General features: G+C 61.5%; 11 protein-coding genes and 1 riboswitch. Of the genes, 5 read left to right on the forward strand and 6 right to left on the reverse strand.

The window, feature by feature from the left end:
• Positions 1–37 precede the first annotated feature (37 nt).
• The 3 genes from ACODTD_RS18785 to ACODTD_RS18795 all read left to right on the forward strand — a co-directional run bounded on the left by ACODTD_RS18785 (position 38) and on the right by ACODTD_RS18795 (position 3,271).
• On the forward strand, positions 38–1,816 hold the full coding sequence (locus tag ACODTD_RS18785; RefSeq protein ID WP_221615973.1) for a flavin monoamine oxidase family protein: 1,779 nt from the start codon (positions 38–40) through the stop codon (positions 1,814–1,816).
• A 277-nt stretch (positions 1,817–2,093) separates the two neighbouring features.
• Positions 2,094–2,645, forward strand: coding sequence for a cytochrome b (locus ACODTD_RS18790; protein ID WP_011336344.1), 552 nt, complete (start codon positions 2,094–2,096; stop codon positions 2,643–2,645).
• A 32-nt stretch (positions 2,646–2,677) separates the two neighbouring features.
• Positions 2,678–3,271, forward strand: a complete 594-nt coding sequence (locus ACODTD_RS18795; RefSeq protein ID WP_041475619.1) for a YceI family protein — start codon at positions 2,678–2,680, stop codon at positions 3,269–3,271.
• A gap of 138 nt (positions 3,272–3,409) precedes the next feature.
• Here the strand turns inward: ACODTD_RS18795 and rhlE2 are convergent, their stop codons facing one another.
• From rhlE2 to ahcY, 4 genes are all read right to left on the reverse strand, one after another.
• Positions 3,410–5,278, reverse strand: a complete 1,869-nt coding sequence (rhlE2, locus tag ACODTD_RS18800) for an RNA helicase RhlE2 (protein WP_197867230.1) — start codon at positions 5,276–5,278, stop codon at positions 3,410–3,412.
• Positions 5,279–5,500: 222 nt separating this feature from the next.
• Positions 5,501–6,313: a substrate-binding periplasmic protein gene (locus ACODTD_RS18805; RefSeq protein ID WP_285354355.1), complete on the reverse strand. Its 813-nt coding sequence runs from the start codon at positions 6,311–6,313 to the stop codon at positions 5,501–5,503.
• Between the two features lie 147 nt (positions 6,314–6,460).
• A complete protein-coding gene (gene metF / locus ACODTD_RS18810; protein ID WP_011336340.1) occupies positions 6,461–7,306 on the reverse strand; it encodes a methylenetetrahydrofolate reductase [NAD(P)H] in 846 nt (281 codons plus the stop codon).
• 189 nt (positions 7,307–7,495) lie between these two features.
• Complete coding sequence (gene ahcY, locus ACODTD_RS18815) at positions 7,496–8,905, reverse strand: adenosylhomocysteinase (protein ID WP_039767963.1); 1,410 nt, start codon at positions 8,903–8,905, stop codon at positions 7,496–7,498.
• Positions 8,906–8,927: 22 nt separating this feature from the next.
• Positions 8,928–9,026: riboswitch (S-adenosyl-L-homocysteine riboswitch) on the reverse strand.
• A 197-nt stretch (positions 9,027–9,223) separates the two neighbouring features.
• Between ahcY and ACODTD_RS18820 the strand changes: the two genes are divergently transcribed.
• Positions 9,224–9,631, forward strand: coding sequence for an acyl-CoA thioesterase (locus ACODTD_RS18820; protein WP_221615975.1), 408 nt, complete (start codon positions 9,224–9,226; stop codon positions 9,629–9,631).
• 73 nt (positions 9,632–9,704) lie between these two features.
• Complete coding sequence (locus ACODTD_RS18825; RefSeq protein WP_011336337.1) at positions 9,705–10,592, forward strand: formate/nitrite transporter family protein; 888 nt, start codon at positions 9,705–9,707, stop codon at positions 10,590–10,592.
• Here the strand turns inward: ACODTD_RS18825 and ACODTD_RS18830 are convergent, their stop codons facing one another.
• Both ACODTD_RS18830 and ACODTD_RS18835 read right to left on the reverse strand, forming a co-directional pair.
• Positions 10,593–11,858, reverse strand: a complete 1,266-nt coding sequence (locus tag ACODTD_RS18830; RefSeq protein ID WP_011336336.1) for a cation:proton antiporter — start codon at positions 11,856–11,858, stop codon at positions 10,593–10,595.
• Between the two features lie 104 nt (positions 11,859–11,962).
• Entirely contained in the window at positions 11,963–13,132 is a 1,170-nt protein-coding gene (locus tag ACODTD_RS18835) for an MFS transporter (RefSeq protein WP_007959692.1), read from the reverse strand.
• Between the last annotated feature and the right edge of the window lie 9 nt (positions 13,133–13,141).

Here is a 13,141-nt window from a genome sequence, read left to right on the forward strand (position 1 = left end):
ACTGCATTTTCCTACGTGTTTTTCCGGAGTTCGCTGAATGTCTGTCGGTTGGCTGCGCGCCTGTGCGCTGGTGGTGTTGGGGCTGTTCAGCGTTACGGCGCTGGCCAAGGATAAAACCGCAATCGTGATCGGCGGCGGCCTGTCGGGCCTGACGGCGGCTTACGAACTGCAGAACAAGGGCTGGCAGGTCACGCTGCTGGAAGCCAAGCCGAGCCTGGGCGGTCGCTCGGGCATGGCCACCAGCGAGTGGATCGGCAACGACAAGACTCAACCGGTGCTGAACAAGTACGTTTCGACGTTCAAGCTGAGCACCACGCCGGCGCCTGAATTCGTTCGGACCCCGGGTTACCTGATCGATGGCGAGTATTTCTCCGCCGCCGACCTGACCACCAAACAACCTGCCACGGCCGAAGCGCTGAAGCGCTACGAGAAAACCCGTGACGATCTGGCGCGCTCGATCGACGATCCGCAGAACCCGGCCGCGACCAACACCCTGCACGCCCTGGACCAGATCAACGTCTCGAGCTGGCTCGACAAGCAGAACCTGCCGGCCACCGCACGTCAGCTGATCAACCAGGACATCCGCACCCACTACGACGAGCCTTCGCGCCTGTCGCTGCTGTACTTCGCACAGCAGAGCCGGGTGTATCGCGGCGTGTCCGACCGTGACCTGCGCGCTTCGCGTCTGGTCGGTGGCAGCCCGGTGCTGGCTCAGGCCTTCGTCAAACAGCTGAAAACCATCAAGACCAACTCGCCAGTATCTGCCATCACCCAGGACAAGGACGGCGTGACCGTCAAGGTCGGCAGCGTTGGCTACCAGGCCGATTACGTTGTGCTGGCGGTGCCGTTGCGCGCCCTCAACAAGATCCAGCTGACTCCGGCGCTGGACGCCCAGCACCTGGCTGCGATCAAGGGCACCAACTACGGCTGGCGTGACCAGATCATGCTGAAGTTCAAGACGCCGGTGTGGGAAAGCAAGGCGCGGATGTCCGGCGAGATCTATAGCAACACCGGTCTTGGCATGTTGTGGATCGAGCCAGCCCTGAAGGGCGGCGCGAACGTGGTGATCAACCTGTCCGGCGACAACGCCCGCGTCATGCAGGCCTTCGGCGACAAGCAGATGGTCGATCAGGTGCTGATCCGTCTGCACGCGTTTTATCCACAGGCCCGTGGCTCGTTCACCGGCTATGAAATCCGTCGCTACAGCACCGATCCATCGACCGGCGGTTCTTACCTGGCCTTCGGCCCTGGCCAGATCAGCAAATACTGGCGTCTGTGGGAGCGTCCGCTGCAACGCATAGCGTTTGCCGGCGAACACACCGACACCTTGTACCCGGGCACGCTGGAAGGCGCACTGCGCACCGGTCAGCGTGCAGCCAGTCAGGTTGAAGACCTGGCGGCGGGCAAATCCTTCGAACCGGTCAAGGTCGGCCCGGCAGCGGCCACCGCCGCAGCGGCGGGTGCGGGTGCGGGCGTGGCGGCGAAGAAAGGCAACTTCTTCACCAACCTGTTCGGCGGTTCGGACGACGACAAGAAGCCAGAGCCAGTGAAAGCGCCAGAGCCGGCACCCGCTCCAGCCGCCCCAGCGCCTGCACCGACTCCGGCCCCTGCGCCAGCCCCGGTGGAAGCACCGAAGCCAGCAGCTCCGGTAAAAGCCGAGCCGGCGAAGAAAGCGGCAGTCAAGCCAGCAGCGAAGAAACCGGCGGCGAAGACCGAAGCGAAAAAAGCTCCGGCCAAACCGGCGGCGAAAAAAGCTGAACCGGCGAAGAAGCCAGCGGCCAAACCGGCGGCAACCACCGAGACCAAAGCGCAGTAAGGCTTTGCGGTGAATGAAAAAGCGCGGCTTTCAGGCCGCGCTTTTTTTTGCCTGAAAGATCGCCATCGCGAGCAGGCTCGCGATGGGATCAATGCGGGCACTGAAATTTGAAGACCTCTCAGCTAACCTCCAGTCACACTTTTGTCTTTAATCTTTCCTTAACTCCCCTGTTCAAGACTCTTGATCGTATTTCTCGATATTTCAAAGCGAAATTTTCCGCTTTAATTCGATAGATAACTCGCTAGTCTTGGTTCGCAGTTCTCACAGGATTTGGGCAATGCAGCTACGTAACTCTTCTTCGCGCTACGGTTGGGTCAGCATCTTCATGCACTGGGGTGTGGCGCTGGCGGTCTTCGGGCTGTTTGCGCTCGGTCTGTGGATGGTGGGGCTGGATTACTACAGCACCTGGCGCAAAGACGCGCCGGATCTGCACAAGAGCATCGGTCTGGTGCTGTTGGCTGTGATGGTGTTGCGGGTGTTGTGGCGCTTTGTCAGCCCACCGCCGCCAACGCTCCAGAGCTACAGCCGCATGACCCGCATCGGCGCCAAGTTCGGCCATGGGTTTCTCTACCTTGCGCTGTTCGCCGTGATGATTGCCGGTTACCTGATTTCCACCGCAGACGGTGTCGGGATTCCGGTGTTTGGCCTGTTTGAAGTTCCTGCACTGGTTTCCGGACTACCGGATCAGGCAGATACCGCCGGTGTGATTCATCTGTACCTGGCATGGGCGCTGGTAATTTTTTCCGGCCTTCATGCGTTGGCAGCATTGAAGCACCACTTTATCGATCGTGATGCGACCCTGACACGAATGCTGGGACGCAAAGCCTGATGTTCAACCTCGACTCCAAAGGAAAACAAAGCATGTTGAAAAAGACTCTGGCCGCTCTGGCAATCGGCTCTGCCGTCCTGTCCGCCAACGTGATGGCCGCTGACTACGTAGTCGACAAAGAAGGCCAGCACGCCTTCGTCGACTTCAAGATCAGCCACCTGGGCTACAGCTACATCACCGGTACCTTCAAGGACATCAGCGGCAAGTTCAGCTTCGACGCTGCCAAGCCTGAAGACAGCAAGATCGAGTTCGACGTGAAAACCGCCAGCGTGTTCACCAACCACGCCGAGCGTGACAAACACATCTCCAGCAAAGACTTCCTGGACGTAGGCAAGTTCGCCGACGCCAAGTTCGTTTCCACCAGCGTCAAATCCACCGGCAAGAACGCCGCTGGCAAAGACACTGCCGACGTGACCGGTGACCTGACCCTGCACGGCGTGACCAAGCCGATCGTGGTCAAGGCCACTTTCCTGGGTGAAGGCAAGGATCCATGGGGCGGCTACCGTGCTGGCTTCGAAGGCACCACCAGCATCAAGCGCTCTGATTTCGGCAAGATGATGGACCTGGGTCCACAGTCCGACAACGTCGACCTGTACATTTCGTTTGAAGGCGTCAAAGCGAAGTAATTTTCGCCTGACACACAAAAACGCCCCCGGTCTTGCGACCGGGGGCGTTTTTTATTGCCTGCCGCCACTTTCGTTTCAGCGGCGCACAAAAAATGCCCCGGTTTTCAGGCCGGGGCATTTTTCATTGCAGTGGAAAAATCAGCGATTGCGGGTCAGTAAGGCCGGTTTTTCACCGCGTGGGCGGCTTGGCAGTTGATCCAGCTGCTCAGGGGTCGGGAAGCGGTCGGCTTTCGATTCCTTGTGCATGATCTTCGGCCCGCTGCTGCGCGGGTTCTGCACGGCCGGTTCAGCGCGTTGCTGATCATCACGGGCCGGGCGGCGGTTGCGCGAGTTTTCATCGCGACGACCCTGGCCGTCACGCGGTGCACCGTTGCGTGGGCCGCTGCGCTTGCCTGGCGGCGTGCCGGTGCTCGAACCGTTGCTGTTACGCGGGCCGTTCTGGCGACCTTGCGACTGACCGCCGCGGGGTGCGCCTGAACCTGCGCCTTGCGCCGGAGCGCCTGGACGACGGTTGCGACCACCGGCCGGAGCCTGCTTCGGCACGTAGTCGACGCGGTTACCGAAGTTATCGATATCGTCGTCGAGGAATTCGTCCGGAGCACGGTCAGCAGCGGCGCGTGGCGGCTGGCTTGGCTGGCGTTGTTCGCGGGCCGGGGTGCCTTCGCGCGGCTTCTGTTGACGGGCTGGACGCTCGCCACGTTCGCCGGCCGGTTTTTCCTTGCCCTTGTCTTTGCCTTTGTCTTTACGACCGCCGCCACCGCCGCCGCCATTCGGGCCGTCACCGCGTGGGCCGCGGGCATTGCGCGGGTTGCGCATGTCCGGACGCTCGCGAACTTCAGGCTTCTCGGCCTCGATGGTACTGGCATCGAAGCCCATCAGGTCGCCGTCGGCGATTTTCTGCTTGGTCATGCGCTCGATGCTTTTCAGCAGTTTTTCTTCGTCCGGTGCGACCAGCGAGATCGCCTCGCCCGAACGACCGGCCCGGCCGGTACGGCCGATACGGTGGACGTAGTCTTCATCGACGTTCGGCAGTTCGAAGTTGACCACGTGTGGCAACTGGTCGATGTCCAGACCGCGTGCCGCGATGTCGGTGGCAACCAGAATGCGCACTTCACCGGCCTTGAAGTCGGCCAGGGCTTTGGTGCGGGCGTTCTGGCTCTTGTTGCCGTGGATCGCCACAGCCGGCAGGCCGTGTTTGTCCAGGTACTCGGCCAGACGGTTGGCGCCGTGCTTGGTGCGGGTGAACACCAGCACCTGTTCCCACGCGCCAGCGGTGATCAGGTGGGCCAGCAGTGCACGCTTGTGGCTGGCTGGCAGACGGAAGACGCGTTGTTCGATGCGCTCGACCGTGGTGTTCGGCGGCGTCACTTCGATGCGTTCCGGGTTGTGCAGCAGTTTGCCGGCAAGATCCGTGATGTCTTTGGAGAAGGTCGCCGAGAACAGCAGGTTCTGGCGCTTGGCCGGCAGACGGGCGAGGACTTTCTTCACGTCGTGGACGAAGCCCATGTCGAGCATGCGGTCGGCTTCGTCGAGCACGAGGATTTCGACATGGGACAGATCGACACTGCCCTGGCCGCACAGGTCGAGCAGACGACCGGGGCACGCCACCAGCACGTCAACGCCACGGGACATGGCCTGAACCTGCGGATTCATGCCGACGCCGCCGAAGATGCACGCGCTGACGAATTTCAGGTCACGGGCGTAGATCTTGAAGCTGTCGTGAACCTGGGCCGCGAGTTCGCGGGTCGGGGTCAAGACCAGCACGCGCGGCTGGCGCGGGCCGTGACGCTGGGACTTGTCCGGGTGGCCGTTGGGGAACAGCCGCTCCAGGATCGGAAGGGCGAAACCGCCGGTTTTACCGGTACCTGTCTGTGCCGCAACCATCAGGTCGCGACCTTGCAACACGGCGGGAATGGCCCGCTGTTGCACCGGAGTAGGCTCGGTATAGCCCGCGTCTTCGATAGCGCGGACCAAAGCCTCGGAGAGACCGAGGGAAGCAAAGGACATGAGTAATCCTGTTTTAGTTAGGGCTTGGCCCAATGGGAGTCTTGCCTGGCGCGAATGGCGTTTGAGAGGACGCAATCCCGTCCGGTCCTGCTGCGGTTCCGAAGGCACGTCCGGAGCGCTCGCGCGGGCTGAAAAGCTGCGCTGTAGCGGGTCGGGAGGCCTGTTACGGTTCCGGGCGTCCGGGCGTGAGCCTGGCGGGAACGCCGGAGTATAACAGAGCAATCACTGCGCGCCGCTTTCCTGCTGCTCAACGGTTTTGCCGCTGGCGGTGGCGTTGCCCAGCGGCGCCGTCAGGGCGGGGGCCGCGCCGTAGCGGGCGCTGAGCTCGGCATAGGCCGGTTCGCGCTTGAAACGCTTCAGTTCGGCACCGAAGCGCTGCACCAGCAAATCCATCCCGGCGTTGCGCCGCACGGCCAGAAACTGGCTCTGGCGGCTGATGACGGTCGGGTTCTCAGTAATCTTGTCGCGAATGCCCAGTTCATCGAGCAAATGCTGACCCACGCGGCGATCGGTGATCAGCAGGTCGATGCGCCCGCGCACCAGTTTGCCGAAATTGGCTTCGTGGGTCGGGGCCGGTTCCCGAGTGAACAAGGTCGATTCGCGAAAATCGGGGCTGTACAGATAGCCCGGTGAGGTGCCGATGGTCAGACCCTTGAGGTCTTCGAGGCTGCGAAAAGGGTGCGGGCGGTCGTTGGCATAGAACATCACGAATTCGACGTCCGACAACGGTTCGCTCGGGTAGAGCAGGGTGGCGTCGCGTTCGTCGCTGTGGAAGATGTCCAGCGCGCCGTCGGCCTGACCGGTTTCGAGCATCGACAGGCAGCGTTTCCATGGCAAAAACTGCCATTCGACTTCGATGCCCAAACGCTTGAACACGATGGCGGTGGTTTCGTAGTCCAGGCCGAGGTTCTTGCCGTCTTGTTCATAGACGTACGGCGCCCACGGCTCGGTGACGATACGCAGCTTCTCGCCCCGAGCGGCAAAGCTCAGGCAAGCAAAAACCAGCACGGCGAATAACTGCGTGATCAAAGGCATGGCTTGAGATTACGACGAGAAACCGGAAAGAGCCAGAAACTGGCCGCAGAAGCTCTGTTTCGGGCGTTAAAAGCAAAAGATCGCAGCGGCGAAAGCGCTGTAGGCGCCGTCGTGGCTGCGATCTTCGGGTTCTGCGTTTACGTCTTTTTAGCGCGGCAGCTTCAGGTTGTTCCAGATCGCCAGGCTTGGTTCGGCCTGGTTCATGGAATAGAAGTGCAGGCCGGGCGCGCCGCCTTGCAGCAGGCGTTCGCACATTTCCGTGACGACTTGTTCGCCAAAGCGCTGAATGCTTTGGCTGTCATCGCCGTAGGCTTCCAGCTGCTTGCGGATCCAGCGCGGGATTTCCGCACCGCAGGCATCGGAGAAGCGCGCGAGTTTGCTGTAGTTGGTGATCGGCATGATCCCCGGTACCACCGGAATGTCCACGCCCAGCGCCTGCAAACGGTCGACGAAGTAGAAGTAGCTGTCGGCGTTGAAGAAGTACTGGGTGATCGCGCTGTCGGCGCCGGCACGGGCCTTGCGCACGAAGTTGGCGAGATCGTCTTCGTAGTTGCGCGCTTGCGGATGCATCTCCGGGTAGGCGGCGACTTCGATGTGGAAATGATTGCCGGTTTCTTCACGAATGAATTCAACCAGTTCATTGGCGTGACGCAGCTCGCCGCTGGTCATGCCCATGCCGGACGGCAGGTCACCGCGCAGGGCGACGATGCGCTTGATGCCGGCGGCCTTGTACTCGTTCAGCAGGCCGCGCAGGTCGTCCTTGCTGTCGCCGACGCACGACAGGTGCGGTGCGGCGGGGATTTTGACTTCGCTTTCCAGCTGCAGAACGGTGTTCAGCGTGCGGTCACGGGTCGAACCGCCAGCGCCGTAGGTGCAGGAAAAGAAGTCAGGCTTATAGGTGGCCAGCTGACGGGCAGTGGCGAGCAGTTTTTCATGCCCAGCATCGGTCTTGGTCGGGAAGAACTCGAAGCTGTAGCGACGGTCTTGGGACATGGAGGGGACCTCCAGCTACAAGCTGCAAGCTTCAAGCTGCAAGAGCAGCGGAGGTGCGCTGGTCTCTTGTGCCTGAAGCTTGCGGCCTGACACTGTTTTGACAAATAGGGGCAGAGCTTTCGGGCTTCGCGCGGCAAGCCCGGCTTGTGGCCTTGCTTGCCGCTTGAAGCTTGAAGCTCGCAGCTGCTCTTAGTAGCGGTAAGCGTGTGGCTTGAACGGACCTTCGACGGTCACGCCGATGTAGTCAGCCTGTTGCTTGGTCAGTTGAGTGACCACGCCGCCGAAGCCGCGAACCATTTCCAGGGCCACTTCTTCGTCGAGTTTCTTCGGCAGTACTTCAACGGTCAGGCGCTCGGCTTTCTGGGCTGGCGACAGGTCGGCGTACTTCTGGCCGAACAGGAAGATCTGCGCCAGAACCTGGTTGGCGAACGAACCGTCCATGATGCGGCTTGGGTGACCGGTAGCGTTGCCCAGGTTCACCAGACGGCCTTCGGCCAGCAGGATCAGGTAGTCGTCGTTCTGTGGATCGAACGAGCCAGCGCCGGTACGGTGGATCTTGTGTACCTGTGGCTTCACCTCTTCCCATGCCCAGTTCTTGCGCATGAAAGCGGTGTCGATTTCATTGTCGAAGTGACCGATGTTGCAGACAACGGCGCGCTTCTTCAGGGCTTTGAGCATGTTTGCGTCGCAAACGTTGACGTTACCGGTGGTGGTCACGATCAGGTCGATCTTGCCCAGCAGCGCTTTGTCGATGCTCGCTTCGGTGCCGTCGTTGATACCGTCGATGAACGGCGAAACCAGTTCGAAACCGTCCATGCAGGCTTGCATGGCGCAGATCGGGTCGACTTCGGAGACTTTGACGATCATGCCTTCCTGACGCAGGGACTGGGCCGAACCCTTGCCCACGTCACCGTAACCGATGACCAGCGCTTGCTTGCCGGACAGCAGGTGGTCGGTACCACGCTTGATCGCATCGTTCAGGCTGTGACGGCAGCCGTACTTGTTGTCGTTCTTGGACTTGGTCACCGAGTCGTTGACGTTGATGGCCGGGATTTTCAGCTCGCCCTTGGCCAGCATGTCCAGCAGACGGTGCACGCCGGTGGTGGTTTCTTCGGTCACGCCGTGGACGCGGTCCAGAACCTGTGGGTATTTCTTGTGCAGCAGCTCGGTCAGGTCGCCGCCGTCGTCGAGGATCATGTTGGCGTCCCATGGCTGGCCATCTTTCAGGATGGTCTGCTCCAGGCACCACTCGTACTCTTCTTCAGTTTCGCCTTTCCAGGCGAAAACCGGGATGCCGGCAGCGGCGATGGAAGCAGCGGCCTGGTCCTGAGTCGAGAAAATGTTGCAGGACGACCAGCGTACTTCGGCACCCAGGGCAACCAGGGTTTCGATCAGCACGGCGGTCTGGATGGTCATGTGGATGCAGCCGAGGATTTTTGCGCCTTTCAAAGGCTGCTCGGAAGCGTACTTGCGACGCAGACCCATCAGGGCCGGCATTTCCGACTCGGCGATGATGGTTTCGCGACGGCCCCAGGCAGCCAGGGACATGTCGGCAACTTTGTAATCGTTAAAATCTGCAGGCGTGATAACAGCGCTCATGAGAGCCTCCATTCGTAATGTATGCGAATGGGCGCCGTTGTGCGTTTAGTGTCCGGCCTGAGCCGGTCAACGCCCCATCCGAGCCTGACAGGTTGAACCTGCTGCAGCGCCCCTCGGACAGGTGGCGGGAAAACGGTACCAAGTGAAGGTTACCGTTTTGAAACGGGGGCGATTATAGCCGTCTAGACTGATCTTCCAAAGGGTTTCTGTCGGCCAGATGAAGATCGCCAATCGCGACCATAGTAGAAGCCTCATGGAGCATGACCGCTCAGTCTGCCAAGATGGCCCCATCATTCGGCAAGACGCTCAGGAGTGAAGATGAATTTCCACACCCGCAAGTGGGTAAAACCCGAAGACCTCAACCCCAACGGCACCCTGTTCGGCGGCAGCCTGCTGCGCTGGATCGACGAAGAAGCGGCGATCTACGCCATCGTGCAACTGGGCAACCAGCGCGTGGTGACCAAGTACATTTCCGAAATCAACTTCGTCAGCGCCTCGCGCCAGGGCGACATCATCGAACTGGGCATCACCGCCACCGAGTTCGGCCGCACCTCGATCACCCTGACCTGTGAAGTGCGCAACAAGATCACCCGCAAGAGCATCCTGACCGTCGAGAAAATGGTCTTCGTCAACCTCGGCGAAGACGGCTTGCCGGCGCCGCACGGGCGAACCGAGATCAGGTATGTCAAAGACCAGTTCAAGGATGACATGCCCGTTACCGAGTAATCGCGTCACACCGGCGAACGGAAGCCGAGCGGCGCGTGTCGTAGCCTTATGACCCCGCCACCGGTTTCCCGCCATGACCACACCAACAGACGGCAAGACCCCCGATCTCTCGGCCAAGGAACAGCACGAAGTCGAGAAAAACCAGCCGCCCCGCGCGGCGGTTCTGCATGAAATCATCCGCAAACAGGGCGACCAGGAACTGGAGCGCAGCATCGCCGCGTTGTGGTGGTCGGCGCTCGCGGCCGGGCTGACCATGGGCCTGTCGCTGATGGGCATGGGCCTGCTCAACTCGCGTCTGCCCGAGGGCGACGAATTCAAGGTGATCGCCAGTTTCGGCTACTGCGCAGGCTTTCTCGCGGTGATCCTCGCCCGCCAGCAACTGTTTACCGAAAACACCCTGACTGCTGTGCTGCCGGTGATGACCAAACCGACCCTGGCCAATTTCGGCCGGTTGATCCGGCTGTGGACGGTGGTGCTGTTCGGCAACCTGTGCGGGACGATTCTGGTGGCCTACGTGATGCTCGAACTGCCGATCTTCGACAGCAAGACTGACGTAGCCTTCCTCGAAATCGGCCGCAAGGTCATGGAAAACCACGCGAGTCAGATGTTCGCCAAGGGCATCGTCTCGGGCTGGATGATTGCCACCATGGTCTGGATGATTCCGTCCATGGAGAGCGCGAAGATGTGGATCATCATCCTCATCACCTATCTGATGGCACTGGGCGATTTCACGCACATCGTGGTGGGGTCGGCGGAGGTGTCGTATCTGGTGTTTGCCGGCGAGTTGCCGTGGAGTGACTTCTGGGCGGTGTTCGCCGGGCCGACCCTGGCGGGGAACATCATCGGCGGCAGTTTCATCTTCGCCCTGATCAGTCATGCGCAGATCCGCAGTGAAAGCGGAAAGCCGAAAGAGTCTGCGGATCAGGCCGAAAAGCCCGATCCGCAGCAGATCAAGAAATGATCAATGGTGCGCGGGCTCGGCAGCGCTCGCCGGCTCGTCGCGCGTTGCGTGCTTGACCAGTTTGCCGATGGTCAGGCCCTGCAACAGGATCGATGACAGCACCACGATGTAGGTGATGCTCAGCAGCAGATCGCGCTCCGGGCCCAACGGCAGGGCCAGTGCCAGTGCCACCGACACACCGCCGCGCAATCCACCCCAGGTCAGGATCCGGATAGTGCCGCGCGGCACGGTGCGCCAGCGCCGCAGCAAGACGATGGCCGGGGCCACGGTGAGCAGGCGCGACAGCAGAATCGCCAGCGCCAGCAGGCTTGCCGCCGCCACGTGCAGCCAGTTGAACGGCAGCAGCAACAGCTCCATCCCGATCAGCGCGAACAGCAGGGCGTTGAGCATGTCGTCGAGCAATTCCCAGAAACCGTCCAGGTATTTGCGGGTCATGTCGTTCATCGCCAGGTTGCGACCCAAGTTACCGATGATCAGCCCGGCAACCACCATCGCAATCGGCGCCGAGACGTGCAGCTCGGTGGCCATCGCCGAACCGCCGATCACCAGCGCCAGGGTCAGCATGACTTCGATCTGGTGCTGCTCGATGCTCTTGATCATCAGGTACACCAGATAACCGATCAGCCCGCCGAACAGCACGCCGCCGATGGCTTCATGGGCAAACAGCATGGCCGTGGCGCCGACGGTCGGGGTTTCGCCCAGTTGCGCGATGCCCAGCAACACGGTGAACACCACCACGGCGGTGCCGTCGTTGAACAGCGATTCGCCGACGATGGTGGTCTTCAGCGGCTTCGAGGCATTGGCCGTACGCAGCACGCCGAGTACCGCGATCGGGTCGGTCGGGGAAATCAGCGCGCCGAACAACAGGCAATAGAGGAAGCTCACGTGCCAGCCGAACAGGGCGAAGATGTAGTAGGCGAGGCTGCCGATCACGGCGGTGGCGATCAATACGCCGAAGGTCGCCAGCAGGCCGATGGGCCAGCGGTAACTGCGCAGGTCGTTGAGGTTCACGTGCAACGCACCGGCGAACAGCAGGAACGAGAGCATCCAGTTCATCAGCAGATCGCCGAAGTCGATCTGGCCGATCAGTTGCTGTACGCGCTCTTCGAGACCGGGGTAGCCGAGCAGGCTCAGGCCTTGCAGCAACAGGGAAAACATCAGCGCGGTAACCATCACGCCGATGGTCGGGGGCAGGCCGATGAAGCGGAAATTCACAAAGGTGAGGAGGGTGGTGAGGCAGATGAAAGCGGCGACGAGTTCAAGCATCCGGGGTCCTTTGGATGGGGGGTGGAAAGACATCGCGCCCGTTCATGGACGCAAGGGTTGGATGGGCTGACGCCGGGTGGGGACACAATGGTGTCCCCCGGGAATCAGCCGGACACATTGACCGCAGCGACACCCCGACGTTGCAGGTAGATGAAAAACAGCGCCGTCAGCACGGTCAGCACGCCCACCAGCGCGCCGGTCCAGGGCAAGTCCGCGAGATCCGCGCCACTGGCCACCACCAGCCCGCCGATCCAGGCGCCGGCGGCATTGCCGAGGTTGAACGCGCTCTGGTTCAGGGTCGAACCGAGGTTCGGTGCCTCGTGAGCCTGATCGATGATCAGCAGTTGCAGGATCGGGCACAGGGCGAAGGCAAAAATCCCCCACAGCACCAGCGTGATCGCCGCCGGAACCACCGAACGACTGGTCTGGCTGAACGCCGCCAGAATCACCACCACCGCCAGTGCGACACCCACCAGCGACGGCAACAGACGACTGTCGGCCAGGCGTCCGCCGAGCATGCTGCCACCGGTGAGGCCGACACCGAACAACAGTAGCATCACGGTCACTCCGTGAGGGCTGACGCCGGTGATGTCCTGCAGAATCGGCGCGATGTAGGTGAACACACTGAACAGGCTGGTGGACGCGAGCACGCTCATACCCAGCGCCAGCAACACGTTGACCTTGCCCAGCACCTTGAATTCGCTGGCGAGGTTGGCCTTGTCCATCGGGATGTGTTTCGGCAACCACAGCCATTGGGCGAGGGCCGCGATCACTCCGATCACCGAGACCGCCCAGAAGGTCGAGCGCCAGCCGGCGTACTGTCCGAGTGCTGTGCCCAGCGGTACGCCGAGGACGTTGGCCAGGGTCAGGCCGGTGAACATCATGGCAATCGCCTGCGCCCGTTTGTTCGGTGCGACCAGCCCTGCGGCCACCACCGAACCGATGCCGAAGAACGCCCCATGGCACAGCGCGGTGACCACGCGCGCCGCCATCAGTGTCGCGTAGTTAGGCGCCAACGCGCACAGCACGTTGCCGAGAATGAACATCAGCGTCATGCCCAGCAGCGTGGCCTTGCGCGGCATGTTGGCGGTGCCGATCGCGAGGATCGGCGCACCGAACACCACGCCCAGGGCGTAGCCGGTGATCAACAGGCCCGCATGGGGAATGCTCACCGCGAGGTCGCGAGCGACATCGGGCAGCAGGCCCATGATGACGAATTCAGTGGTGCCGATGCCGAAAGCGGCAACAGCGAGTGCAAGCAAGGCGAGTGGCATGCGCAAGGT

This window comes from Pseudomonas sp. FG35 (assembly GCF_057809295.1).